We start from the raw sequence: 25,797 nt of genomic DNA, 5'->3' as shown, positions 1-25,797 counted from the left end.
CATAATCGACTGACGACTTACGTAATTTTCTTCTCAACAGTATATTCCCAATTTCACCAAAAATAAAAGATGCCAATTAAATCTTGGCATCTTGCATTAGTTAATCAATGTAGCAATCTCGTCCGGGAGCTTGCTTTCAAAGTGTACTCTTTCTTTCGTTAACGGGTGTTCAAATTCAATGTAGCGGCAATGGAGTGCCTGACGGTCAATGAATGTATGATTGCCCCCGTATAATTCATCCCCCACTAATGGATGGCCAATATAAGCCATGTGAACACGTATTTGATGGGTTCTTCCTGTATGAAGCTTCAGGCGAATATAGGTCATATTATTTTTACGAGCCAGCACCGTTACATCCGTATGGGCAAATTGTCCATCCGGCCGTACTTCACGTTCAATAATACTCGTATCCTTCCGCCCGATCGGTGCGATAATGGATTGCTGAGTTTGTTCTATGATTCCTTCTGCTACTGCTTCATATTCACGGTGAATTTGTCCCTTTTTTTGCTGTTCACTCATTAAATGATGGATATGACGATGCTTCGCTATAAGCATCAGCCCGGATGTATCACGGTCAAGTCTTGTCACGATATGAACAGTCGACGCTAGCTGCTGCTGTTCAAAATAGCCGTATACAAGGTTGGCAAGCGAATTATTCGGGTGTTCCCTAGAAGGAATCGAGCTCATAAAGGCCGGTTTGTTGACAAGGAGCACTGCCTCGTCCTCATACACTACAGACAATTTTCCTTGTACCGGTATCAGCCCTTCGCTTGCTTCTTCTACCGGGAAAATAATTGTCACAACATCGCCTTCTGCCAGACGATGCCGCACATTTCTTTCTTCTCCGTTAACTAAAAGTGCCCCACCATCAAATTTAATGGCAGTCAATGCACGCTTTGAAATGCCCCAGTGAGCAATTGCATCACGCAAAAGCTCCTGATTGACCTTATTGGTAAATTGTAATTGAAATCGTTTATCCATAGTTCCTCATTCTATTCATTCGAGATAAATGAATCATGCACACGTTCCCAAAACGGGAATGGTCTGAAACGTGCAAAACGCACTTTTTCATTTGCCACATTAAATGTAATGGACTTTACATCTGTTTCCGTCATGCTAATATGATCGACCGTCATATTAAATTGCTGTTCATGTACGGGTTTAAGTACACAGTTATGATGTGCCGGCAATACTAGGGAAGACCCTACTGTCCGGAACACACGGTTGTTGATCGATGCCATTTCCGTTATTTGCAAAGCCTGCAATGTCGGGTGAATAATCGCTCCGCCCAGCGCTTTGTTGTAAGCTGTACTGCCCGAAGGTGTCGAAATACATAAACCGTCCCCACGGAAGCGTTCAAAATGCTCGCCGTTCAGTTCCACATCCATCACAAGCGTTACGTCCGGCGATTTAATCGTCGCTTCATTCAACGCCAGAAACGTACTGGATTCGGAATGCAGGCGGTGTACCTGTACTTCCAGCAACGGGTATTCCACGACATTGTATTCCTTTTTGGCAATCGACAATACTAACTTTTCCAGCTCTGAAGGTTTCCAATCGGCATAAAAACCTAAATGTCCTGTATGGATTCCGACAAAAGCTGTTTTATCCAGACGGTGCAAATAGCGGTGGAAAGCATGGAGTAATGTTCCATCGCCGCCAATCGAAAGAACAATTTCAGGCTCTTGTTCATCAAATTGTAAACCGAAATCAATTAAATAAGATTTTGCGAGCTCCATCAATTCATTTGATTGGTCATCTCTGCGTGATTGTATTGAAAACTTCATTAATTGTCACGCTCCTCTTTGTCAGTCGACTTATGGATAGCTGTATTCGTTGCTTCTTTTATTTCACTGAAATATGCCTGTGCCTCTTGAATTTCACTTCTAATGGAGGACATTTCTTCATCTAACCGGAATGCTGCCTCGGCTGCGCTTTGCAGTCGATTTTTTATTTCTTCAGGGAAAATCCCTTTATACTTATAGTTCATAGAATGCTCAATGGATGCCCAGAAGTTCATTGCCAATGTTCGAATTTGAATTTCCGCCACGACAACGATGCACCCTTGAATCGTTTCAACCGGATACTCAATAATCATATGGTGTGAACGATAGCCACTCGGTTTACTATGTGTAATATAATCCTTTTCCTCGATAACTCTCATATCATTACGCTGGCGTATTAGCTCCGTTACAGTAGCAATATCATCAACGAACTGACACATAATCCGTAATCCAGCAATATCTTGCAATTCATTTCCTAAACGCGCAGTCGGTTCGAATGGTATCCCTTTATCAAGCGATTTGTCATATATACTGGCAAGTGGTTTTACACGGCCTGTAACAAATTCGATTGGCGAATTGGCACTCATAATACCAAATTGCGAACGCATCCCTTTTAATTTAATTTTAAGTTCATCCACAGCTTGTCGATATGGACTCAAAAATACTTCCCACTGCCCCAATTAAAAAACCCCCCAACTAGAAATAGTTCATACCTGTCACACTATTTCATCAACACGTTGTTTCAAACAATTATACTTCTTGTAGACGAGAAATACACATTTCACACTTAAATCACGTAAAATGGCTATTTTTCTTGTGATAATTAAGTTTAATGCTATTTATTAAAGAATTCGGCAAATGCCTTTTCAATATTTTCAACAAATTGATCTCCATAGTTGCTGTTGCCTTCAATATTATAAAGCAATCCTTGTAATTCATCAGCAAATTGTTGAAGCGGCAGCAGACCGTCCTCCACTTTCAAGTATGCTTTTTGTTCTGCCACTAACATTTGTAATAGCTGCGACCATACATTTTTCCCAAAGCTTAAATAACTGTATGCCTCATTTTCTTCTATGATATAAAGAAACGCCTCATTATCCGAATCGACAATCACTTGTCCTGTCGATTGCAATTGGCTAAGTTGTTTCTTTTCATTTAAAATAAAATAGATTTCATTATGTACTACTTCAACATGATCGATTATGTATACGTTTCGCAATAAATTAATCTCCTTTTTCTTTTCATCACCGAAAATTTTCCGATAATAAAATTGATGATTCATCTACCCTTCACATTTTACCATAGGACACTCGGTTGGTGCAGAAACGTTTGACTTCTTTCAATCATCGGAATTTAATTCAATACTATTAATAAAAAGGACGTTGACAATGACACAGCAAATTGAAATAGAATTTAAAAATATGCTAACAAAATCGCAGTATGAACAGCTTCTTGAAACGTTCTCCATAAAGAACGAGCAAATTATCCGCCAAGCTAATCATTACTTTGATACAAAGGAAAGCCATTTACAACAACTTCACAGTGCTCTTCGAATTCGTGTTACAGAAGATTCGATTGAATTAACGTTAAAAGAAAAAACTTCCAAGCATCAGCATTTAGAAACGACTGACTATTTAACACGTGAGGAAGCAGACCGTATGCTGGCCGGTAAAGGAGTACCCGCGTATTCTGTAAACGAAAGGCTTGCGCTATTTAAAATTCCCGTTGCCGATTTACATTGTTACGGAACATTGACGACCGACCGGGTGGAAATCCCATACAAAGGCGGTTTGCTCGTATTTGACCATTCTTTCTATTTGCACTGCGACGATTATGAGGTAGAATATGAGACACATGATGAAGCAGTCGGAAAACAAATTTTCTCCGAATTTTTGGCACATCATGAAATTGAGCCACAGCCTGCGCAAAAGAAAATCGTGCGCTTTATGACGGCTTTAAACAATCAGAAAGGCTAGGTGCTGTGATGGATATTTCATCAATGAAAACATTGCTCGAACTTCAGGCAATTCAAAATTTAAATACATCCAATCAGTCAAGCTCAAGTGTATTATCATCATCATCTACGTCGACTTTATTTTCCGACTTAATGAGCGACATTTTAGACGGACAATCTTTATCAAGTTCACTGAATGGACTCGGTGATGTGAGCACTTTCCAGCAGTTAACGGATTCATCACAAACTTCTAATTCGCAGCAAAACTCGGCTGCTCAAAACTATATCGCATCATTTTTGTTGAATAATTCATCGAACTTGACGAATTTACCAGGGACATTCAGCAGTCTCTCAGCAAGTAATGATACATCAACAATTGAACAGTATATGACGGATTTCACAAGAAAGACCGATGTTGCAAATTTCTTTGCCGGTGCTGAGACTTATCAAGCTGAAATAACTGCAGCTGCCAAGAAATATAATATACCTGAAAAACTGATCACTTCCGTTATTAAACAGGAGTCTAATTTTAATGCTTCTGCGACAAGTGCTGCAGGAGCATCCGGTTTAATGCAGCTTATGCCTGCAACAGCACGCTATTTAGGTGTGTCTGACCGTTTTGACCCTGCACAAAATATTATGGGCGGCGCAAAATATTTACGCCAAATGCTTGATCAGTTCGATAATAATGTGGAAACAGCGCTTGCTGCCTACAATGCGGGTCCCGGAAATGTAAAAAAATATGGGGGGATTCCTCCATTCCAAGAAACTCAAAATTATGTCAAAAAAATAATGAACTATATGAATGTGTGATGTTATTAAAAATGCAGTGAAAATTTGAAGACGAAAGCCAAAAGGGATGTTTGGGATTTAATTGTAAGTACTCCTGATATGTTCTAATTTGGATTAAATGGAAAATTGGTGTGAACACCTATTAAATCAACTATTCCACCGTGGTGTTAATAGATGTGAAATGCCCTTCAAATTTTTTGGCAGGGCACTTTATTTGTTAAAACGGCCTTACGTTGCTAGAATGATTGTATCGCCTAAATGAAATTTACATTACTTACATGACATTCATATTTCATATACTGGCAAAGAAAGACACAAAGGAGTATAACTAATGAATCGAAAATATACGATTCCTTATGAGGAACTCGGTGCTGAAAAGCTTTCTGAATTAATTAACGCGTTCTACTCTCGAGTGGCGAAGCATCCTTTATTAATTCCTATTTTTCCTGAAGATCTGACGGAAACAATTCGTAAACAAATACAATTCCAAACGCAGTATCTCGGGGGCCCTAACCTTTTCTCAGAAGAACACGGCCATCCGATGATGCGTGCTCGACATATGCATTTTAAAATTACACCCGATCGTGCCCAGGCATGGCTTGAATGTATGGCAGAGGCGATGGACGAAGTGGGCTTGGACGGAAAATTCCGTGAAGTTTACTATAAGCGTCTCGTTATGACTGCTCACCATATGGTCAACGCCCCAAATGATGAGGAGGGATTTGAGTGAATAATATCCAACTTTTACAGCAACCTGTAGCACCCTCTACATGTAATAAACCGATTGAGCTTTATATTTTTATTGACCCTCTTTGCGAGAAAGCATTATCCCTACAAACAACAATGCGAAAACTGCAAGTAGAATACGGTCATTACTTTACATGTCGATATGTCCTTAGTACGGAACTCGCTGCCCTTAACAGCATGACGAGCCGGATGAAAGGCTGTGTTTCCGGAGCGGAATTGGATATTACACATCCAGCATTACCTTCAATCGCTATTAAAGCGGCCGAACTTCAAGGAAAGCGGGCAGGTTTCCGCTATTTAAACAAAGTCCAGGAAGTTGCAACACTTAATACACGCAATATCAATTCCCATGCGACATTAATTGAAATTGCACAGCAAGTCAGCCTGGATATGGATGAGTTCGTGTCCGACTTTGGTTCAAAAGAAGCAGCTCGTGCCTTCCAATGCGATTTATACTTAACTCGCGAAATGGAAGTTGAAGAAATACCAAGCATCGTATTTTTCAATGAGTGCATTGAGGATGAAGGCCTGAAAGTAAGCGGTTCTTATAATTATGAAGTTTACGAGCATATTTTAGCAGAGTTGCTTGGGGAAGAATTAATTCGCCAACCGGTTCCTGCATTAGACGAGTTATTCGATCGATTCAGCACCCTTACAACAGCTGAAGTTGCCGAAATCTACTCGATCAATGAGCAGCTGGCAGAACGCGAATTAAAGAAACGTATGCTTCAGCAAAAAGTAGAACGTATTATGACCGACGAAATTACACTTTGGCGTGCAAAAGAACGCACGACCTATTAAATTATTTTTAAAACGAACTTATATGATATTTTCACCAGCTGTGCATTTGTGCAGGCTGGTTTTTTTAATTTCCGGGGTTATTTGAAGTTCCGAAAAAGAGCTATGAATCGTTTTATAGTCGTGAGGATAGACATAGGTATATTTGCTCCTCTATACAGTCGTAAAGGCCTTAATCGGGCACTCACTGGCATTTATCCTAGTGAAATTTTAAAAGCTGTTTTAAGGGGTTTAGGACTGTTTAAAATAACATACCCTTTATTCGACAATTAAACCGGAAAAATAGAAGTTAATGGGATGGAAGTAGAACATTTGCCAGGGAATAGAGAACGTTCTTCTTCTTTATTCCAGGCATCAAAACGTAAACAAAACAAAAGAGGCGTCTTATTCTCGAGAAATAAGACGCCTCTTTTTCACAAAGGGGATGGGAGAAATGTTCACGTTCAAACAAAGGGGTGTATGTTTGTTATGTGATTTATTTCACGAGTATTACTCTATCATGGAATAATATTTCTTGCAATGTATCTTTCACAATTTCACAAATTCGTCATATAGTAAGCGTTTCCATATGAATAAATGAGGTTTAAAAAAAATTGTCATAAATTCGTATTTAATTCTCCCCCTCGAACACCGATATATCAACATTCTTTAACCTTTTCCCATTCATTGTTTCCCAGAATGAAATTTTACCATTCTCTATATTCCCTAAGTAAAATTCCATTTTTTCAAGCAAAAAACGCACCTGAAACAGATGCGTTTTCACAAACTATTAATTATTCAATAATAATTTTTCAAGCTCTTCTAACTTCTCTTCAAATACTTGGCATGCCAATGCGATCGGTTCCGGAGACTCCATATCTACACCTGCAGCTTTTAATACTTCGATCGGGAAGTCCGAGCAGCCAGCTTTTAGGAAGTTGTTAATATAGCGCTCAACTGCCGGTTCGCCTTCTTCTAAAATTTGTTTTGATAATGCCGTTGCCGCAGATTGACCTGTTGCGTATTGATATACGTAATAATTGTAGTAGAAGTGCGGAATTCTTGCCCATTCCAGACCGATTTCCTCATCTACAGTCATTGCATCACCAAAGTATTGTTTGTTTAAATCATAATAAATGGATGTTAATTTTTCTGATGTAATCGATTCGCCTTTTGCATCTAATTCATGAATCATATGCTCAAACTCAGCGAACATCGTTTGACGGAATACTGTACCGCGGAAACCGTCCAACCATTGATTTAGTAAGTAGATTTTTTGCTTATCATCATCCAATGTTTTCATTAAATGATCGAATAATAGTTCTTCGTTACATGTTGAAGCAACTTCCGCAACGAAAATCGAGTAATCCGCATATTGATAAGGCTGGTTAGCACGTGAATAATAACTGTGCATTGAGTGGCCGAATTCATGTGCCAATGTATAAAGGTTATTCACGTTATTTTGCCAGTTCATTAATACATACGGATTTGTGCCGAACGTTCCTGAAGAATATGCACCGCTGCGTTTTCCTTTGTTTTCAAGCACGTCTACCCAACGGCTATCCAGACCTTTTTGAACGATTTCCTGATATTCTTTACCAAGTGGCGCAAAGCTTTCTACCATCGTCTTCTTCGCTTCGTCATATGTTACTTCCATTTTCACTTCTTTAACAAGTGGTGTAAACAGATCGTACATATGCAGTTCATCTAAACCAAGCACTTTTTTACGAAGCTCTACATAACGGTGTAATGCCGGTAAATAGTCATGGATTGTCGAAACAAGCTGATCATACACTTTTTCAGGAATGAAGTTATTGCTTAATGCCGCATGGCGAGCCGAATTGTAATTACGAACTTTTGCATTGGCATTATGTGCTTTTACATTCCCTGCTAAAGTTGTCGCAAATGTATTTTTGTATTGACCATACGTTTTGTAAACAGCTTTAAATGCTGCCTCACGCACTTCACGGTTATCGCTCTCAAGCATTGTAATATAGTTACCGTGCGTAATTTGTACTTCTTCCCCATCTTCCCCTTTAATTTTCGGGAATTCTAGATCTGCATTGTTTAAAGCACTGAATGTTTTGCCGGATGTTGATGTCACTTCAGAAAATTGTGCCAGCAATTCTTCTTTTTCCGCAGATAAAATATGAGGGCGGCCCAAATTCAGTTCTTTTAGGCTTTGTTCATATAGTGAAAGTGGTTCATAGCTTTCCACATAGCTGTTCAATGTTGCTTCATCCAATGCTAAAATTTCAGGCGTAATAAATGACCACGCTGCTCCTGCATTTGTTAGTACAGAGCGAATACGACCATCAAGATCCTGGTATTTACTATTCGTCGTATCCTGATCATGCTTTAAATGAGAATACACATATAGCTTGCTCAGACGCTCGTATAATGCATCGCTGAACTGCAATGTATTGTATAAGCTTTCCGCACTTTCCGCTACTTTCCCTTTATATTCCGGAGCTTTTTTTGATAATTGTTCTACTTCTTTCAGCTCAGCTTCCCAAGCTTCATCGGATTCAAAAATTGTTGTTAAATCCCAAGTTAATTGCTCAGGTACTTCTTCACGCGTTAAAATTTGCTTTGCCATTTATTTGCCTCCTACTATTCCGATATTCGAAATTATAAATCTATTTAAACAATTTCAACATCCAAATGCAACCAATTCGTCGTACAGAACATTAAAAAGTTGTTCTTCGGGTATATTTTCATCCAGTTGCTCTACTTTGAGATGTTTTAAAATTGTTAAATAATGTTCCACCGCTGCTTTCCGCTCATCCGTCAGCTCCATTTGATACCATTTGAAAAAATAAGGAATTGCCTGTACATTCATCGTTTCAGGTGTGAGCGCATGGCAGTTCATAAAATGAAAAAGCCCTACTTGCCATTCTATACAAAATCGATTAAAAGCATTCGTATTATAGACAGGAATTCCTAAAATAGACGGCAAATCCGACATCAATAGCCTTAACTCATAAATAGAACGGAAAAATCGGTCATTCACTCCTTTTTTGCTTAGTAATAGACGAGGACGGATATATCGCTCCCGGTACTTCCTGTAGTTATTTAGCAACAGATGGAATTGTGATTTCGTTATTTTTTCAGGGACTAAGAACGGGAAACGTTGTTGACTGAGGGGGAGTGGTTTAACAACAGCAAAATACTGCAATTTATGAAGATGGATCAAATTACTAATATAGTAGAAAGTTTTGCTTTTTACATCATAGGTGATGAGAAAATTCTGCTTTTTATACTGTTGCATAAATTGAACGTTCGTATGATTGATGGAAACTTTTACAATACCGGGACTTTTAAACTTCTCAGGAGTGTGCAAAATCCATATCGGTGTTATACCAGCATTCAAATAGCCGCTTGTACGCTGTTGAAAAGATGGATGTGCGATTGGACTGCACTGAAATTCAATGGCATATTGATGGTCTTTAAATATAATAAGAAGATCGGGTCGCTGTTGAAGCTGTGGTAAATATGGTTCAAGGACAGGACTTAGCTGAAGGCCCGTAAAAAGTTGAAAAAGCTGTTGTTTCCCGAGCAGATGGACAGCAGACTCCCCTTCCGAAAATAAAGAATCGCAATCGCTATTTTTTTGATGGGCAAAATGGGGAATTTTTATTTGACCGGCCTTTAATAAAAGGCGTTCTCTGCATAAAGGACAAAAAAAGGATTGCTGTTCTTTTAATTTTTGCAGTTCATCCGGCGGAAGTTTTGACGTTAAATGAAATAATTGCTGTTGTTCGTTCATGGCGACGAGCATTTGCCTCGACTCCTTTTTATCCATCTTATTGAAATGCATAGTCTTTTTCAACTTATGAATAGTAACTATTGGAAACTTGCTTTTTCAAAGTATTCCTTCTCAAAGACCAATACAAAAAAGCCACCTAAACTCAGGTGGCTTTCGTAAACTGCTCTTCCTACTCAAAATACGTAATGATTGTTTCGAAGCAGTCTTCAGCAATGATTGTTTCCCCATACTCTTCAAGGCGATGCGCTGTAATTTTGGAAGCCTGTAAATATTCAGTACATAAAGCGATGATATTTCTCGCTTCCTGGCTTTCCAAATCTTTTAAATCTACATATAAATAGTAGTAGTCCTCCCATTTATACAACACAGACTCTATTCCTAAAGGTGCTGCGCGTTTTGCAAGAGGTATTAGTTCGTCAATATCTTTAAATCGGAATCGTGCGTTTTCAAGCGATTGTTCTTCCTCTTTTGCCGCTTTGCCAATCGCATTGAAGATCGATTCTTCCATTTCATTTAATTGATCTGATATATGAAGGTCATCTTCAAAGCTGCCGGGCATTGAAGAAGTTTCGGAGTCATTACCTACAGACGCGCGTGTAACAACGACTTCCAATCCACTTTCTGAAGCGTTAATATGAATCCAAATTGGACCATCTAAATCGAAATAATCATCTGTATTTATTTCACCAATGATATCCCAGAAAAGCTCTTCACCTTTTGCGCGATTGTACCAGATTTCTTCGCGTGTATAACCGCGGTCCTCGATATCACTATACGTAATAAATAATTTTAGCGTATTTTCATTAATGCGTTCGATGTCCATTAGACCTCAACTCCCTTCACAGTCATTGTATAGAACGTCGCTTTATTTCCAAGTGGCATACAATATGGCGTTCTATTGCATCGGAACCCAGATACTTTTAATATTAGAAGTATCTATAACTCTATTGTATGATGGATTGGATTAAAATGAAAAGGAAAAACATTATTCATCGTAAATTATTTGAATAATTGAAATTGTATTGCACGAAACACTTTAAATCAAGTCCTTAAGGTCTCTTTCTAATATGTTCTAAAATAAAAAAAAGATGCTACAATTGCACAATATGCATCCGTAACATCATGAGCGATCTATTTAATTAACCATGCGTTGGGCTTCTTGCAACTGGTACGCTCGTACTTTACGAGGCAGGAATCGACGAATTTCGTCTTCGTTATAACCGACTTGCAGACGTTTTTCATCTAAAATAATCGGACGACGTAATAGTCCCGGATATTCCTGAATAAGCTCATATAATCGTTGTAATGGCAATGTTTCAACATCGACATTCAACTTCTGGAAAATTTTCGAACGTGTTGAGATAATTTCATCGGTACCATCTTCTGTCATTCGTAAAATCTCTTTGATTTCACTAATTGTAAGTGGCTCGGAAAAAATGTTGCGTTCTGTATATGGGATATCATGTTCCTCTAACCATGCTTTTGCTTTTCGACATGAAGTACAACTTGGTGAAGTAAATAATGTTACTAACATTGGCTCACTCCCTCTCTAATTGATTTCAATTCAATTGCTAGATGCTGCTTCTGTTAATATAGAAGCATAAATGTATAAGTAAAACTTAATTTAGAATTAATTTAATTTAAGATTCTGTACCCATTATACATGAATAACCCATGTTTGAATATACATTGTCAATAAATAATTCAAGTTACGTAATAAATTTTATTACGTATTTCTCTCTAATAAGCACCTTTTTTATAATTTTGTGCCATAACAAATTTTACCCATAAAATAGTAAAATAAAACGTATAGATTTCCGAAGTTTTTTCTCAATTATCAAATCTTAATTGAGAAAAAAATCAGATAATATGGCGCGATAATTAACTATTTACTACTATTTCCATTTCCAATTCATTTTATTCCTTTTTCTTTAAATAAAACAATTGCTTTCTTTTCATGAGTTACGTTATAATCCTTTCAAGATTATGAAAAACGATGACGAAGAGTAGTACATTTAATAAGAATGCCTAGAGAGTCTGTGGTTGGTGCAAACAGATCATTCGTTAAATGGAATGGACTTCCGAGTTAGCTTGATGAACGTTTCTATTAGTAGTCCAGCTCGTCGCCTTCACGTTACGAAGCAAAGTGGCCAATTAAGGCAAGCTGGGTGGTACCGCGGATTTTAACATCATTCGTCCCTTCTATTTTCGAATAGAGGACGCATGATGTTTTTTTATTTTCATTTGATTTGAAGGAGGAACACCCAATGAAAACAATCTTTTCAGGTGTACAACCAACAGGAACTATTACATTAGGGAACTATATCGGAGCCATCAAACAATTCCCAGCGCTACAGGAAGACAATAACGCCATTTATTGCATCGTGGATCAGCATGCCATTACTGTGCCACAGGATCGCCTGGAGCTTCGTAAAAACATTCGCTCATTGGCTGCAATGTATATTGCATGTGGCATTGACCCGAAAAAATCGGTCTTATTTATACAGTCAGAAGTCCCTGCCCACGCACAAGCCGGCTGGATGCTGCAATGTGTCGCATCAATCGGCGAATTGGAACGTATGACACAATTCAAAGACAAATCAACAGGTAAAGAATCCGTTTCTGCCGCACTTTTAACATACCCGCCGTTAATGGCTGCCGATATTCTTCTGTACAATACAGATATCGTACCGGTTGGCGAAGACCAAAAGCAGCATATTGAATTAACGCGCGATTTGGCTGAGCGATTTAATAAGCGCTACAATGATGTTTTAACGATTCCTGATATTCAATTGCCGAAAGAAGGCGCCCGGATCAAATCATTGCAGGAACCAACGAAAAAAATGTCAAAATCGGATACAAACTCTAAAGCGACGATCCGCCTGCTTGATACAGCTAAAGAAATCGAAAAGAAAATCAAATCGGCTGTAACGGATTCTGAGGGAATCGTTAAATTCGATATTGAAAACAAACCGGGTGTATCAAACTTGCTTATCATTGAATCTGCCTTATCCGGAACAGCAATTGCAGATTTGGAAGCGAAGTATGAAGGCAAAGGCTATGGTGATTTTAAAGCTGGAGTAGCACAGGCTGTTATCGACCACTTAACACCAATTCAGGAACGCTATTATGCACTGATTGACTCACCGGAACTTGATAAAATTTTGGATGAGGGTGCAGTAAAAGCGAATGCCATTGCCTCTAAAACTCTCAAGAAAATGGAGAACGCGATGGGCTTAGGCCGTAAACGACGCTAATCATACCACCTATCGCAACAAGCAGCATATACAACTCTGCTCCATGTACAATGTACATTAATACAGCATGCCATGAATAACCGAGCGTGCGGTAATTCAAGTACAAAATCATATTACTGATCGACATGACACTGAGCCCATAAAAAAATAAAAAAAGTACGAAACGTGTCAAAACACCATCCTTCGTACAACTATACGAAAAACGAACGTGCGATAGAAGAAGCACGTTCGTTTTTTATTATTATTAATCTGTAAATTTTTTGAATAGTAAACAAGCATTATGTCCGCCGAAACCAAGTGAGTTGCTTAACGCATATTCTACTTCTGCTTTTCTTGCGGCATTTGGTACATAGTCCAGATCACATTCCGGATCCGGTTCATGTAAATTCATAGTTGGCGGCAAAATACCTTCCTTCAATGCTAGTACCGTGAAGATCGCTTCAATACCACCCGCTGCCCCTAATAAATGGCCAGTCATACTTTTCGTTGAGCTCATCGCCAACTTATAGGCATGGTCACCAAACACAGTTTTAACTGCCTGTGTTTCAAATAAGTCATTATATGGTGTACTCGTACCGTGTGCATTAATATAACCCACTCGGTCAGGTGATACTTGTGCATCATCGATTGCCATTTGCATTGCACGTGCTGCACCTTCACCGTTTGGAGCCGGTGCTGTAATATGGTGGGCATCCCCTGTCGAACCATACCCAACAACCTCGCCGTAAATTTTTGCACCGCGCGCTTTTGCATGTTCATACTCTTCCAGAATTAAAATCCCAGCACCTTCGCCAATAACGAAGCCGTCACGGTTTTTATCGAATGGACGTGATGCAGTTGCAGTATCCGAATTCAGCGATAACGCTGTGTTTGCACAAAAGCCTGCTACCGCCATTGTGACGATTGGTGCCTCTGCTCCACCTGTAATCATGACATCCGCGTCGCCACGCTCAATTACTTTAAATGCGTCACCAATAGAGTTTGTTCCCGATGCACATGCTGTTACGGAACAAGAGTTTACCCCTTTTGCACCAAGATAAATCGAAACTTGTCCAGAAGCCATATCCGGAATCATCATCGGTACGAAAAATGGACTTACACGGCGTACACCGCGTTCCTGGAAAGTTAAAAACTGCTGTTCATGTGTTTCCATTCCGCCGATACCTGAACCGATCCATACACCTACACGCGGCGCCATTTCTTCAGTAATCGTCAAGTTGGCATCTTTTGCGGCCATCATAGAAGCAGCGATCGCATAATGTGTAAAGCGGTCCATTTTGCGTGCTTCTTTCTTCTCGATATAATCTTCTATATTAAAATCTCTTACTTCTGCAGCTACAGAAACTGGAAATTTACTCACATCCACACGTGTTAATGGTCCAATACCAGACTTGCCTGCAATTACATTTTCCCATGCTTGCTCTGCACTGTTTCCTACTGGCGATACTGCACCGATTCCTGTAACAACAACTCTTCTTTTCTCCATTATTTAACACCCTTTTCTAAGTTAAGTTCTTTCCTATTTAAAGGTTTATTTTCAATTCCGGTCGGGGGGCAGGACACGAATTCATTGCCACAGGACGTGACGATTTTAGTATTCGTTCTTTCCCCCACATTCACGTTCTTATTTACCCCACTTTAACGCAAGTGCGCCCCATGTAAGGCCTCCGCCGAAACCTACCAAAACAACGATATCATCATCTTTGATTTTCCCTGATTCCAAATCTTCTACGATTGAAATACCGATTGAAGCGGCAGATGTATTCCCGTATTTCTGGATTGTTTTCGACATTTTTTCCTCTGGTAATTCTAGACGTTCTCTTGCGGCTTCCATAATGCGGATGTTCGCCTGATGCGGTACTAAATAATCGACATCTTCCTTCGTCAGGCCAGCCTTTTCGAGTACATTTACGGCAGATTCGCCCATTTGACGAACAGCAAATTTAAATACTTCACGACCGTTCATTGTAATATGATTTTCAGGATTTAAATAAAGATGCTTTCCACCTGTTCCGTCAGCTCCAAGTTCGAACGATAAAATTCCGCGCCCTTCCGAAACTTTGCCGAGAATCGCCGCACTTGCGCCATCTCCAAATAGAACAGCTGTGTTGCGGTCATCCCAATCCACAATTTTCGACAGTTTTTCAACACCTACTACTAATATATATTCATAGCTATTACTCTCAATAAATTGTTTTGCAATGGCCGTTCCATAAATAAATCCTGAGCACGCAGCGGACACGTCCATCGCACCACATCCCGAAATTCCAAGTCGCTCTTGAATTTGGCACGCCACACCCGGGAAATTCTGATCCTGTGTAACTGTTGCAACGATGATAAGGCCGATTTGATCCGGTGTAATCCCTGCATTTTCGATCGCTTGCACTGCTGCTTTATATGCTAAATCCGATGTTTCTTCATTCTCGGCGATAAAACGGTTTTCAATTCCTGTACGAGAACGAATCCACTCATCTGATGTATCCAATACTTTTTCAAAATCTTTATTTGCTATAGCTTTTTCCGGAACATATTTCCCCATCCCTATAATACCGGCATTCATATAATAGCCCCCTTGTTTTTCATCACTCAAAAAATATAACTAATTATTAGTAGTTGGTACTAATTATAGAGCATAATTATTTTGAACACAATTAAAATTTCTGGAAAACGAGGGATTAGGGATTTATACATGTTTTTTGTTCGAATAAAATGGCTATACTATTTGTTAACACATCTTCATGAAATTAAATGGCTGATGAAGTTTTTTCGGTTCGTTTCTTACATTTAATGTTAAAGAACAAATGGACAAAATCGTTCAAATATTAGACATACAGCTTCCAGCTAATTTTCCCATTTCCCTTGTTAATTCCTACTTAAAAAAGCAATAAAAACAAGCATTTATGACAACTTCAAGAATAATTTGATTCGCCCTTTTAATTTGATGAATGCTTGTGGTATGATATTGAAGATGTAATTTCACAATAACGTTATAAATAAGTTCAATGAGGTGAATTTGATGCAATATATCATTACGTTCTTTTGGTCATTCTTATTAGTTTCAATGCTAAACTATGTAGTAAGTTCTGTATTAAGTGTAGATTTTAACTTCATGAATGGCGTAATCGTATCATTAGTATTCAGCGTATTAGTTATTATTATCGCTGCAATCATTCCAAACGAATCAACTCCAGAAACAGAAGCAGAGCATCACTAATAGATAACAAGGGGCTGTCCGGTAAAACTAATGGACAGCCCCTTGTTATTTTCGCCTATTTTGAAGGTGCGCGAATTTTAATAGAAGACTTTTAACTTATTTTAGAAGGTTTGTATATCTTTTTAGACAAATCGACCCGTTTATTTGAACAGTTGCACTGCTTATTAGAATAAAGGGCATTTATATTAGAACTTCCGTCTTTTATTGGAACTTTTTCATTTTTATTAGAACATCATTCAGCTTTATTAGAACATCCCACGCAAAAAAGCTTGTACGCATTCACGTACAAGCTTTCATCACACTTAATTTGTTTTTATGACTAACTCTTCATTTTCCAGTTTAATCGATAAGCTTCCGCCCGCTGTAACTTCACCTTTTAACAGCTCACGGGCAACAATTGTTTCCAAATGGCGTTGGACGAAGCGTTTAAGCGGACGTGCACCAAACTGCGGATCAATTCCGTGCTTCACAATCCAGTCTACCACTTCCCCATCAACAGACAATGTAATTTCCTGTTCTGCGACCCGATCTTGAAGCTGTTTTACATATTTCCAGGCAATTTTATGGAAGTGCTCATTCGATAATGCATGGAACATAATAATATCATCCATCCGGTTTAACAACTCCGGCTTAAAGTGCTGGCGCAATGCCGCTTGGACAAGCTGTTCCACTTCTTCTGACGCTTCCAGTAAAAACTGTGAGCCGATATTGGATGTCAAGATGATAACGGTATTCGTAAAGTTGACGATCCGTCCTTGGCTATCGGTAATACGGCCATCATCAAGTACTTGCAGTAAAATATTCGCAACATCCGGATGCGCCTTTTCGATTTCATCCAGCAGAACAACAGAATATGGATTACGGCGAACCGCTTCTGTCAGCTGACCGCCTTCTTCATAGCCAATATAGCCTGGAGGAGCTCCGACTAGCCGTGATACAGAATGTTTCTCCATATACTCGCTCATATCAATGCGGATAAAATGGTCTTCTGAATCGAACAGTTGTGCCGCCAATGCTTTTGCCAGTTCCGTTTTCCCGACACCTGTTGGACCGAGGAACAGGAAGCTTCCGATCGGCTTATTCGGGTCTTTAATACCGGAACGCGCACGCCAAACGGCTTCCGTCACATAAGTTACCGCATCGTCCTGACCAACTACCCGTTCATGCAGCGTATCTTTTAAACGGAGCAGTTTTTCACGTTCACCTTCAACAAGTTTCGTTACCGGAATACCTGTCCAGCGTGAAATTATTTTAGCGATTTCTTCTTCGGTTACCTCTTCACGCAGCATCCGGTTCCCTTCCGACTGTTTCAGCTGCAGTTCCAGTTCGGCGATTTCCTTTTCAAGCTGTGGTATTTTACTGTATTGAAGCTCACTTGCCCGCGCTAAATTACTGCCGGAAATAAATAAGTCATCGCGCTCGGCTTCCATTTTTTTCAGTTCATCTTTTTTGTCACGAACGATTTGCAGGCCGTTTTTCTCGAGTTCCCACTGTTCCTTCATTGACTTAATCGATACTTCCAATGTATCTATTTCATCTGTAATCATTTCCAGACGTTTTTTACTCGCATCGTCTTTTTCTTTTTTCAGTGCCTGCTGCTCAATTTTAAGCTGTGTCAGGCGGCGTGTTAACTGATCCAGTTCCTGCGGCATTGAATCGATTTCAATGCGGATCATTGCACATGCTTCATCGACAAGATCAATTGCTTTATCCGGTAAAAAGCGGTCGGTAATGTAACGGTTTGCCAGTTGAGCCGCTGCAATAATCGCACGGTCATGTATGCGAACACCACGGTGATGTTCTTCAAAACGGTCTTTTATTCCGCGTAAAATAGAAACCGTATCTTCAATAGAAGGTTCTCGCACCATTACTTGCTGGAAGCGGCGTTCCAATGCAGGATCTTTCTCAATATACATACGGTATTCATCCAATGTTGTTGCTCCAATACAATGCAGTTCACCACGTGCAAGCATTGGTTTCAGCATATTTCCCGCATCCATTGCTCCGTCCGTTTTCCCTGCACCGACAATTGTATGGATTTCATCGATGAATAAAATGATTCGCCCATCGGATTCCTTCACTTGCTTCAAAACAGATTTCAGCCGCTCTTCAAACTGCCCGCGATACGATGCCCCTGCAATCAGTGCGCTCATATCCAGTTCATAAAGCTCCGCATCCTTCAATCCTTCCGGAACGTCCTGTCTAACAATTCGTTGTGCCAGCCCTTCGACGATTGCTGTTTTACCAACACCCGGCTCACCGATGAGGACAGGGTTGTTTTTTGTTTTACGTGACAGAATACGAATGACGTTCCGGATTTCCTCATCTCGTCCAATAACCGGATCCATCTTACCGTTTTTTACTTGTTCAATTAAGTTGCGTCCAAATTGTTCTAATGGCGGACGATTATCTTGTGTTTGGTTAAATTGCATTGAGTGCACCCTTTCCTTTAGTTTGACCTTTTTTGATTAATTTAATTATAAGTCAAAGATGGTCAAACAACAAATAATTACGCCCTGTTTTCTTCGTAAAAGTTCTAAAAAAAATCGATCACTTTGCCTATATGCAAAATGACCGAATTTCAATTTATTTATTCACTTCTTATTAACGAATGCCTAATGCCATTTTTGCATAACGGGACATATTGTCTTTAGACCATGCCGGTTGCCATACGATATCAACTTTTACTTCTTTAATTTCCGGTAATTCGCTAAGTGCCGTTGTTACTTGGTCAACGATAACCGGTGCAAGCGGACAGCCCATTGATGTTAATGTCATTGTAACAGTTGCTAAGCCCTCGTCTGTTAAATCCACTTCATATACTAAACCTAAGTTGACGATATCAATGCCTAACTCAGGGTCAATTACGTTTTCCAATGCACCTAACATACTTTCTTTCATATCGTGATCAATTGCCATTTTTAAATTTCCCCTTTCGCCTTGGTGTTATTGTTTATCATAGCAGAACGTATGCTTTATGCCAAACAATGCGCCATAAAATGCGTGACTTGCAAAATCCCGTTTCTTGATACCGCATGCCCAGCTTTTCGTTCTGCCAAATAAGTAATATGTTCTGCTTTTTTTTCTTTTTCCAGTTGTTCAATATAATCTCGGCTCATATGATAAGGAACGACCGTATCACGCTCCCCATGCCAGAAAATAATCGGTTTGTTCGCCCATAATTCCTCATGCTGCTCCATATCGAATTTTTGCAGCATTTGAATCAGGCCAGATTGCTGTTCTTCGGATAGCGGGAATGTTACGCCTTTTTGCTTTAAATCCTCTACTTGATGGAGTGCCAGTTTCGTGTAGCTTGTCGTTCCCATGCAAATACCTGCTGTTTCAATCCATGGATAGATTGCTAAACAACCCGATGTTACGATGCCGCCCATTGAAGTTCCGGCAATGCCAACCTTATTTCCTGCCAAGTTTTTCAGCTTCAATTCTTCATAAATAGTATGTACTTCTTCCACTGACTTTAATACAATTTTCCAGAAGTTAAAGTTCATCTGGTCTTCCGTCAATTCATTTGAACGCTCACCATGCATTAATGCATCCGGCAGTATAACACGTACACCTCGTTGCACAAACTGATAAGCGTAATGTAAATTATGTTCCTTTGCGCTCATAAAACCATGAAGAAAAATAACGACCGGTGTTTGCTCATCCATCGTTTCATCATATACATGCAGTAATGGAATGGACTTCCATTGTTCTTGATCTACTATCAAATTTCTCACCTCTTTGTTTACATTAGCAAAAATTGGTCGATGTTTCAAAACTTTGACGAATGCTATTTTTGCACGTTACAATTATACCCAGGCTAAAGGAGGCTTACTCTTATGAACGAACATTTAATTGTATTAGATTTAGACGGCACTTTATTGACGGACGAGAAAAAGATTTCTGCGCTGACAAAGGAAACTTTGTTTAAAGCAAAAGAAGCTGGTCATCAGGTGATGATTGCGACAGGACGTCCGTATCGTGCGAGTCAGCTTTATTATCAGGAGCTGAGTTTAACAACTCCGATTGTCAATTTCAACGGAGCCCTCATTCACCATCCTAAAAATCCCATGTGGAAACCCATTCATACAACAGTGGATTTGAGTGTAGTCCACGATGTTGTAGAATCCGTTCATAAATATGAATATGACAACTTAATCGCCGAAGTGATGGATGACGTATATCTCCATCGTGAAGATGAAGGTGTGCTTCAGTTGCTGCATATGGGCAACCCGAATATTTTAACCGGCGATCTAAAAGATATATTAAAGGAAGACCCGACAAGTTTGCTTATTCAAGCCGATGATGTAAATACACCGATCATCCGCCAACATTTACAGGATGTTCATGCTGAACTGATTGAGCATCGCCGTTGGGGAGCGCCATTCCCGATTATTGAAATTGTTCATAAAGGGTTAAGTAAAGCAGTAGGCATCGACTATATTGCAAAAGAAATGGGCATTCCGCGCGATCGTATCATTGCATTTGGCGATGAGGACAACGACATGGAAATGATTGAATATGCCGGCGTTGGCGTTGCGATGAGTAACGGTATCGACGATTTGAAATCTATCGCCAATGAAATTACGCTATCGAACAATGAAGACGGCATCGGGAAATTCCTGCAGGACCGCTTAAAACTATAATAAACTAGAAAAAGCCTGGAAAAGCATAGTGTCTGCTTCTCCAGGCTTTTTTACTATTGTGCTGAACTTTCGGCACGGCGTTTTTTTCCGCGCTTCATAATCGCTATCATAAATGCTGTGTACAGCACAACGACTAATCCAAGTGCCACAATGTAAGATGTGTTAATACCACGCGCTTCAATCACCTGGTACACTTCCACCATCTCACGGTCTAAAATAATGGTATAATTGCCATCCTTATTTTCACGGATGATTTCACTGTTGAACATGCCGCGAACTTCTTTTCCTTCACCTAGCTCAGCGACCGGAATATGCACACGTTTTGTTTTACTACTATTATTAATGACAACAATCCATGTTTCCTTATCGGATTTGCGTTCAAATACAACATAGCCGTCTTCATTTTCAAGCCATTTAAATTCCCCGTTACGCAAAGTATCGGAATCATTTCGCAATGACTGAAGCTTTCCGACATAATCGGCTAATTCCGAATCCGTTTTAAAATTGTAGTACTGGTGCGCTTCAACACCGGCTTTCCCGTTCATTGCAATTTCAGATCCATATTGTACGACGGGCACACCAGGAAGTAATAGCGTGCTCGCAATGGAAATTTTGCTGCGTGTCGGAGGATACATGCCTTCCTCTGTTGCCGCTAATGTAAAGCGGTCCGACCAGATTGTATCGGTCATCGATAAAACCGGCGTTCCCGATAGCATTTCCTCGATATGAGGCTCCAGTACCGTTGTATTTAAATCAACATTTTTAAATGCATTCGTGAAGTTAGCAGCTGTATCACTATAAAATTTCGCGTCAAAATCAGCGTCACTTTCTGCATTCGCAATTACATAGGCACCTGCTGCTTTTAACTGCTCGATAAAGCGATTTAAAAAAGCAGTATCTGCTTGTTCAATATTCGTCAATCGAACCCCGTCTAGTTTATATGTATCTACAAATTGTACAGCACTGTTGATCAGCTCATTCTGTACTTCTTCATTCGTTAAGTCCCATTGGATTTTCCCATCGTTTTCAGATGCCACAAATCCTTGTTTTTCTGCAAGTTCATGGTTTGGACTCACATTGGAAATCGGGAAATCCACCATCATTTTAACATTGCGTTTTTGATAAGCCTCGACCATTTTTTTAAATTCATCGGCTGTACCAAAACGGTGGTCAAACATTGTATAGCTCGTCGGCATCGAGCCATCATATTTTTCAGTCTCAAATACAGAGCCAATTGACAGCATTGTATAGCCCATATTTGCTACATAATCGATTTTCTTCAGCAATCCATTGAAATCCCCGCCCGCAAACATCGTCGGGTCTTGCGCATTTACTGTATCATCATCATTTTTACCGGTACCGTTAAAGAAACGGTCCACTAAAACATCATATATACTTTCATCTGCAATCGTACGCTCTTCCGCATTTGCAACAGCAGCAACTGACAATGAAGTCGAAAGCAGCACACCCGCAGCTAATGTACGAAACCATTTATTAAATCCCATTCATTTCCCTCTCTTTCATATACAGTCCATCGTCATTTTACCAAAAAAGATATAAACGTAGCTACCTTAAATAGTTATTTATAGGAAATTCGACAAATACGTGTCAGAAATGTGTATGGAGGGATTGCTCTAGCTAAAAATTGAAGGCGCGTTGTTTTTGAATAGAGGGTTGTATGTAAAACGTGGAGCCGAAAAAGTGGAACTTCCTTGAAATAATGTGGAACGATTCTCCTCATAGGTAGAACAAATCGCGGGGAATGTAGAACTTTATAGGTGAAATGTGGAACGTTGGGCCAGCAAAGTAGAATACTCACGACCTAATGTAGAACGAATACATCTGAATGTAGAACACCCGGAGCTATTAGAACTTTCAGGATAAAATGTGGAAAGAGGAAACGGAAAGGTAGAACCTTTCCTCTATAAAGTAGAACGTCTCTCCCCTAAAGTAGAACAAAACACTACATAAGTAGAACGTTTCCCCGTAAAAGTAGAATCCACCCTTCTCCATACAAAAAAGCGTGTAAAAAGCCACTTCAACTTTTAACACGCTTCAATCTTTATTAGAAGTTTACACCGATACCCATGCTTAAGCCTAAGTATAATGTAATTAATAGAACGATACCGAATAGTACCCAGAACATATTGACAGATTTGCCTTTGCTTTTGCGTACTAATACCATTTCCATAAAGCCGATTACTAAGATACCAAATAATACTTTCATATCATAGTTCATGCCGCTTTCAGGAATTTTATCGCGCCACTCAAGGAATAAAGACAATCCTGTAACGATTACTAAAATATACATTAAACGTAAGATCATGTGTACTGCTTTCAACTTTTTACCGGATAATGCAGCAATAAAGAATAATATTAATGCGATTGCCCAAGTCGTAATGTGCAAATGTGTCGTACTAGTTAAAAAATCCACGAATTTTCCACCTCTTCTATTTTTCTCTACAGGCATATCCTACCATGTAAAGCCCTCTAAATTCAATTGAATCTTCCAAGTTCAATGAGTTGTCATAAAAAAGCTAAATTTCTATGCAAAAAAGGCAGCAGATTTTCTTAACAATGAAAATCTACTGCCTATTAATATCGGAAACTAGTAATCCGTCATTATAAAACTATTAAGCAAATCGGTTTGCTAAAGTCCCGATTCCTTCAATTGCAATTTTCACTTCATCGCCTGCTTTTAAGAATTGAGGCGGGTTCATCCCTTTTCCAACCCCAGCCGGCGTACCTGTTAAAATAACATCGCCCGGCTCAAGCGTTACATATTTTGAAACGATCTCGATAATTTCCGAAACTGAGAACAGCATATCTTTCGTCGATCCATTTTGGCGTACTTCACCATTAACTTTCGTCACAATGGATAATGCATGCGGATCAGGAATTTCATCTTTCGTTACTAAATACGGCCCCATCGGACAGCTGCCTTCCAAACTTTTACCTAAGAAGAATTGTTTATGTTTCTCCTGTGCATCACGCGCTGTAATGTCATTGGCAATTGTATAACCGAACACATAGTCAAATGCCATTGCTTTCGGAACATTTTTTCCGCGCTTGCCGATTACGACAGCTAACTCCCCTTCATAATCCAGGGAATCCGTCACATCTGCATGCACAGGTAACGTCGATTCATCCGGCGCAATTGCAGTTGGCGACTTCGTAAAGACAACGATATGTTCTGGTGCCTTTTCTGCACCCATTTCACGGGCATGATCACTGTAATTTTTACCAACACATAAAATATTTTTCGGTGTACGAGGAACTGGCGACAGCCATTCAATATCAGAATAAGCCAGTTTAAATTGAGCGCCATCTTCATGATTTTGAGCTGCCTCTACTAATTTACGAACTTGCTCAACAAATTCGTAGCCATGTGCAATCCCGTCAATAATTGTTTTCGGAAAGTCTTTTAGTACATTAAGTTGGTTTTGGATTTCGATTACATCCCAAACTGCCTCTTCTTTTTTCACTTTTGGGCCAAACTTTACTTGTTCGTTTACTTTAAATGATAACAATTTCATAACGTGGAGCACTCCTTCTGTTTTTTTACATCATACATTAAAACATAAACAATTACCTTACTTTTCTGACAAAAAGGGACTTAATTCGTAAAACTAAGTGTTCGGTGCATAAAATTTTGTACAGTACCGCATTCTTTGTTCACGATTCACGTTTCGCAGGTTTACCGTAAGTAAATCTTTTCAGCAATGCTTCAATCGGCCCTTGTTTATATTTCGAGAAGTAGATTTCCGCAATTAATACTTGGATGACGAAAATTCCAACCGCCATATAAATGCCCATTTGCACATCCACTTTCCCGTATAAACCAAAGCCCCAATTGTAGAAAAGCACCGTACAAATAACGGACTGCATCAGATAGAGCGTAAGAGACATACGGCCAGCCTTTGCAATCGGCGACAGCAGTTTTACAATGAACGGCAATTGTGTCAGCAATGTAATCACCGCCATATAACCAATCGCCAATAACGGACCGCCAATATAAACTTGCAAGTATTCATTGCCTAGTGTTTGATCACCGGCTATCGGCAAGCTCTTCATATAAATTCCGCCGCCAATACCAGCAACAGCTAAAATCACCCATATGATGATTTTTTCTTTTGCCCGCTCGATCAGACGCCATTTGGCAAGTGCCGCACCAAACAGCATATAGGGTAATATCGTAAATAGAGACGACATCCACATCATGACACTCATCTGAATCGATAAGTCATCAAGACGCTGCATGAATGCATCCGTCCAGTTTCCGATACCGTATGCTGTTAAAGCACTTTGAATTGCTTCAATATCGACAGAGAAGCTATCTGTTGATGCGTTAAAAAAACCTGCCGCGACATATAAACTTAGGTTAAAACCATGATACAAAGCATTCACCGCAACTGCCACAAGCAGGAGCCATTTTGCCTTCATACGAATTAGTGCAATTAAAAACACTCCACAAAATGCGTATGTTGCCAAAATATCGCCCCACCAAATAACAATCGCATGGAACATCCCGATGCAAAATAACAAAATTAAACGTTTCGGCGCAAACCGGTAAAAATCTGCCCCCGTATTATTTGCTTTTATATATTGCATCGCTAATCCATACCCGAACAGCATAGAAAATAACGGATAGAAGCTGCTTTGCACATAAATATCCAAAAGCTGCTGGAGTACTATATCCTGAACTTCATTAAACCAGCTGCTCAAATCCGCAATATGCGGCATCGGTAAATAAAATCCGAACATATTCACTAATAAGATGCCGAGTAAACTTACCCCGCGCAATATATCAAGTGTTGCAACACGTTCGTTCGTACCTACTGGGCGAAAATCCAC

24 protein-coding genes and 1 other annotated feature are annotated in these 25,797 nt (G+C 39.6%); of the genes, 7 read left to right on the top strand and 17 right to left on the bottom strand.

Features of this window, described 5'->3' with window-relative positions; genetic code table 11:
• Nucleotides 1–96: 96 nt before the first annotated feature.
• From MKY27_RS03635 to MKY27_RS03620, 4 genes are all read right to left on the bottom strand, one after another.
• Nucleotides 97–981: an RluA family pseudouridine synthase gene (locus tag MKY27_RS03635; protein ID WP_339197849.1), complete on the bottom strand. Its 885-nt coding sequence runs from the start codon at nt 979–981 to the stop codon at nt 97–99.
• Nucleotides 982–992: 11 nt separating this feature from the next.
• Complete coding sequence (locus MKY27_RS03630) at nt 993–1,787, bottom strand: NAD kinase (protein WP_339175327.1); 795 nt, start codon at nt 1,785–1,787, stop codon at nt 993–995.
• Nucleotides 1,787–2,464, bottom strand: coding sequence for a GTP pyrophosphokinase family protein (locus MKY27_RS03625; RefSeq protein ID WP_339197846.1), 678 nt, complete (start codon nt 2,462–2,464; stop codon nt 1,787–1,789). Before MKY27_RS03625 ends, MKY27_RS03630 begins: the two co-directional genes overlap by 1 nt.
• 155 nt (nt 2,465–2,619) lie before the next feature.
• Nucleotides 2,620–3,066 (bottom strand): hypothetical protein, encoded by a 447-nt coding sequence (locus tag MKY27_RS03620; protein WP_339197843.1) that lies wholly within the window; start codon nt 3,064–3,066, stop codon nt 2,620–2,622.
• Nucleotides 3,067–3,172: 106 nt separating this feature from the next.
• Between MKY27_RS03620 and MKY27_RS03615 the strand changes: the two genes are divergently transcribed.
• From MKY27_RS03615 to MKY27_RS03600, 4 genes are all read left to right on the top strand, one after another.
• Nucleotides 3,173–3,760 (top strand): CYTH domain-containing protein, encoded by a 588-nt coding sequence (locus tag MKY27_RS03615; protein ID WP_339197840.1) that lies wholly within the window; start codon nt 3,173–3,175, stop codon nt 3,758–3,760.
• 8 nt (nt 3,761–3,768) lie between these two features.
• Nucleotides 3,769–4,551: a lytic transglycosylase domain-containing protein gene (locus MKY27_RS03610; RefSeq protein ID WP_339197837.1), complete on the top strand. Its 783-nt coding sequence runs from the start codon at nt 3,769–3,771 to the stop codon at nt 4,549–4,551.
• Between the two features lie 310 nt (nt 4,552–4,861).
• A complete protein-coding gene (locus tag MKY27_RS03605; RefSeq protein ID WP_008403570.1) occupies nt 4,862–5,260 on the top strand; it encodes a hypothetical protein in 399 nt (132 codons plus the stop codon).
• Nucleotides 5,257–6,078, top strand: a complete 822-nt coding sequence (locus MKY27_RS03600; protein WP_339175318.1) for a DsbA family protein — start codon at nt 5,257–5,259, stop codon at nt 6,076–6,078. The genes MKY27_RS03605 and MKY27_RS03600 overlap by 4 nt, the downstream gene beginning before the upstream one ends.
• A gap of 766 nt (nt 6,079–6,844) precedes the next feature.
• On the opposite strand, the gene pepF is transcribed toward MKY27_RS03600, so the two are convergent.
• The 4 genes from pepF to spxA all read right to left on the bottom strand — a co-directional run bounded on the left by pepF (nt 6,845) and on the right by spxA (nt 11,357).
• Nucleotides 6,845–8,653, bottom strand: a complete 1,809-nt coding sequence (gene pepF, locus MKY27_RS03595) for an oligoendopeptidase F (RefSeq protein ID WP_339175316.1) — start codon at nt 8,651–8,653, stop codon at nt 6,845–6,847.
• Between the two features lie 54 nt (nt 8,654–8,707).
• Entirely contained in the window at nt 8,708–9,835 is a 1,128-nt protein-coding gene (locus MKY27_RS03590) for a competence protein CoiA family protein (RefSeq protein ID WP_339197833.1), read from the bottom strand.
• A gap of 157 nt (nt 9,836–9,992) precedes the next feature.
• Entirely contained in the window at nt 9,993–10,646 is a 654-nt protein-coding gene (gene mecA, locus MKY27_RS03585; RefSeq protein WP_339197830.1) for an adaptor protein MecA, read from the bottom strand.
• A 312-nt stretch (nt 10,647–10,958) separates the two neighbouring features.
• Nucleotides 10,959–11,357: a transcriptional regulator SpxA gene (spxA, locus tag MKY27_RS03580; RefSeq protein ID WP_008403575.1), complete on the bottom strand. Its 399-nt coding sequence runs from the start codon at nt 11,355–11,357 to the stop codon at nt 10,959–10,961.
• Between the two features lie 453 nt (nt 11,358–11,810).
• Nucleotides 11,811–12,027 (top strand) — a binding site (T-box leader).
• 63 nt (nt 12,028–12,090) lie between these two features.
• Here spxA and trpS point away from each other — a divergent pair.
• Nucleotides 12,091–13,080: a tryptophan--tRNA ligase gene (trpS, locus tag MKY27_RS03575; RefSeq protein WP_339197827.1), complete on the top strand. Its 990-nt coding sequence runs from the start codon at nt 12,091–12,093 to the stop codon at nt 13,078–13,080.
• A gap of 244 nt (nt 13,081–13,324) precedes the next feature.
• Here trpS and fabF read toward each other — a convergent pair whose 3' ends face one another.
• Nucleotides 13,325–14,566 (bottom strand): beta-ketoacyl-ACP synthase II, encoded by a 1,242-nt coding sequence (gene fabF / locus MKY27_RS03570; protein ID WP_339197825.1) that lies wholly within the window; start codon nt 14,564–14,566, stop codon nt 13,325–13,327.
• A 138-nt stretch (nt 14,567–14,704) separates the two neighbouring features.
• A complete protein-coding gene (locus tag MKY27_RS03565) occupies nt 14,705–15,640 on the bottom strand; it encodes a beta-ketoacyl-ACP synthase III (RefSeq protein ID WP_339197822.1) in 936 nt (311 codons plus the stop codon).
• A gap of 456 nt (nt 15,641–16,096) precedes the next feature.
• On the opposite strand from MKY27_RS03565, the gene MKY27_RS03560 reads away from it, so the two are divergent.
• Nucleotides 16,097–16,294, top strand: coding sequence for a YjzD family protein (locus tag MKY27_RS03560; protein WP_339175308.1), 198 nt, complete (start codon nt 16,097–16,099; stop codon nt 16,292–16,294).
• A gap of 302 nt (nt 16,295–16,596) precedes the next feature.
• On the opposite strand, the gene MKY27_RS03555 is transcribed toward MKY27_RS03560, so the two are convergent.
• From MKY27_RS03555 to MKY27_RS03545, 3 genes are all read right to left on the bottom strand, one after another.
• On the bottom strand, nt 16,597–18,726 hold the full coding sequence (locus MKY27_RS03555) for an AAA family ATPase (protein ID WP_339197819.1): 2,130 nt from the start codon (nt 18,724–18,726) through the stop codon (nt 16,597–16,599).
• Nucleotides 18,727–18,898: 172 nt separating this feature from the next.
• A complete protein-coding gene (locus MKY27_RS03550) occupies nt 18,899–19,207 on the bottom strand; it encodes a metal-sulfur cluster assembly factor (protein ID WP_339176569.1) in 309 nt (102 codons plus the stop codon).
• Nucleotides 19,208–19,269: 62 nt separating this feature from the next.
• A complete protein-coding gene (locus MKY27_RS03545) occupies nt 19,270–20,034 on the bottom strand; it encodes a prolyl oligopeptidase family serine peptidase (protein ID WP_339197815.1) in 765 nt (254 codons plus the stop codon).
• Nucleotides 20,035–20,136: 102 nt separating this feature from the next.
• Between MKY27_RS03545 and MKY27_RS03540 the strand changes: the two genes are divergently transcribed.
• The gene (locus tag MKY27_RS03540) at nt 20,137–20,943 is read left to right on the top strand and encodes a Cof-type HAD-IIB family hydrolase (protein ID WP_339197813.1); all 807 of its coding nucleotides are present in this window, start codon (nt 20,137–20,139) and stop codon (nt 20,941–20,943) included.
• A 53-nt stretch (nt 20,944–20,996) separates the two neighbouring features.
• Here the strand turns inward: MKY27_RS03540 and MKY27_RS03535 are convergent, their stop codons facing one another.
• From MKY27_RS03535 to MKY27_RS03520, 4 genes are all read right to left on the bottom strand, one after another.
• A complete protein-coding gene (locus MKY27_RS03535; protein ID WP_339197810.1) occupies nt 20,997–22,448 on the bottom strand; it encodes an alpha-amylase family glycosyl hydrolase in 1,452 nt (483 codons plus the stop codon).
• A gap of 560 nt (nt 22,449–23,008) precedes the next feature.
• Entirely contained in the window at nt 23,009–23,377 is a 369-nt protein-coding gene (locus tag MKY27_RS03530; RefSeq protein ID WP_339197807.1) for a YisL family protein, read from the bottom strand.
• Nucleotides 23,378–23,576: 199 nt separating this feature from the next.
• Entirely contained in the window at nt 23,577–24,479 is a 903-nt protein-coding gene (locus tag MKY27_RS03525; protein ID WP_339197805.1) for a fumarylacetoacetate hydrolase family protein, read from the bottom strand.
• A 139-nt stretch (nt 24,480–24,618) separates the two neighbouring features.
• Nucleotides 24,619–25,797, bottom strand: coding sequence for a DUF418 domain-containing protein (locus MKY27_RS03520; protein ID WP_339197802.1), 1,179 nt, complete (start codon nt 25,795–25,797; stop codon nt 24,619–24,621).

It is taken from the genome of Solibacillus sp. FSL R5-0449 (genome assembly GCF_037975215.1).
GTDB lineage: Bacteria > Bacillota > Bacilli > Bacillales_A > Planococcaceae > Solibacillus.
The sequence above is the reverse complement of the archived record's forward strand: the minus strand, read 5'-3'. Positions and strand labels throughout refer to the sequence as shown.

Bases quoted from the DNA above. Each gene is read 5' to 3' on its own strand.
- MKY27_RS03635 (WP_339197849.1), bottom strand. From the start codon at position 981: ATGGATAAACGATTTCAATTACAATTTACCAATAAGGTCAATCAGGAG.
- MKY27_RS03630 (WP_339175327.1), bottom strand. From the start codon at position 1,787: ATGAAGTTTTCAATACAATCACGCAGAGATGACCAATCAAATGAATTG.
- MKY27_RS03620 (WP_339197843.1), bottom strand. From the start codon at position 3,066: ATGAATCATCAATTTTATTATCGGAAAATTTTCGGTGATGAAAAGAAA.
- MKY27_RS03615 (WP_339197840.1), top strand. From the start codon at position 3,173: ATGACACAGCAAATTGAAATAGAATTTAAAAATATGCTAACAAAATCG.
- MKY27_RS03610 (WP_339197837.1), top strand. From the start codon at position 3,769: ATGGATATTTCATCAATGAAAACATTGCTCGAACTTCAGGCAATTCAA.
- MKY27_RS03605 (WP_008403570.1), top strand. From the start codon at position 4,862: ATGAATCGAAAATATACGATTCCTTATGAGGAACTCGGTGCTGAAAAG.
- pepF (WP_339175316.1), bottom strand. From the start codon at position 8,653: ATGGCAAAGCAAATTTTAACGCGTGAAGAAGTACCTGAGCAATTAACT.
- MKY27_RS03590 (WP_339197833.1), bottom strand. From the start codon at position 9,835: ATGCTCGTCGCCATGAACGAACAACAGCAATTATTTCATTTAACGTCA.
- mecA (WP_339197830.1), bottom strand. From the start codon at position 10,646: ATGGACATCGAACGCATTAATGAAAATACGCTAAAATTATTTATTACG.
- spxA (WP_008403575.1), bottom strand. From the start codon at position 11,357: ATGTTAGTAACATTATTTACTTCACCAAGTTGTACTTCATGTCGAAAA.
- trpS (WP_339197827.1), top strand. From the start codon at position 12,091: ATGAAAACAATCTTTTCAGGTGTACAACCAACAGGAACTATTACATTA.
- fabF (WP_339197825.1), bottom strand. From the start codon at position 14,566: ATGGAGAAAAGAAGAGTTGTTGTTACAGGAATCGGTGCAGTATCGCCA.
- MKY27_RS03565 (WP_339197822.1), bottom strand. From the start codon at position 15,640: ATGAATGCCGGTATTATAGGGATGGGGAAATATGTTCCGGAAAAAGCT.
- MKY27_RS03560 (WP_339175308.1), top strand. From the start codon at position 16,097: ATGCAATATATCATTACGTTCTTTTGGTCATTCTTATTAGTTTCAATG.
- MKY27_RS03555 (WP_339197819.1), bottom strand. From the start codon at position 18,726: ATGCAATTTAACCAAACACAAGATAATCGTCCGCCATTAGAACAATTT.
- MKY27_RS03540 (WP_339197813.1), top strand. From the start codon at position 20,137: ATGAACGAACATTTAATTGTATTAGATTTAGACGGCACTTTATTGACG.
- MKY27_RS03535 (WP_339197810.1), bottom strand. From the start codon at position 22,448: ATGGGATTTAATAAATGGTTTCGTACATTAGCTGCGGGTGTGCTGCTT.
- MKY27_RS03525 (WP_339197805.1), bottom strand. From the start codon at position 24,479: ATGAAATTGTTATCATTTAAAGTAAACGAACAAGTAAAGTTTGGCCCA.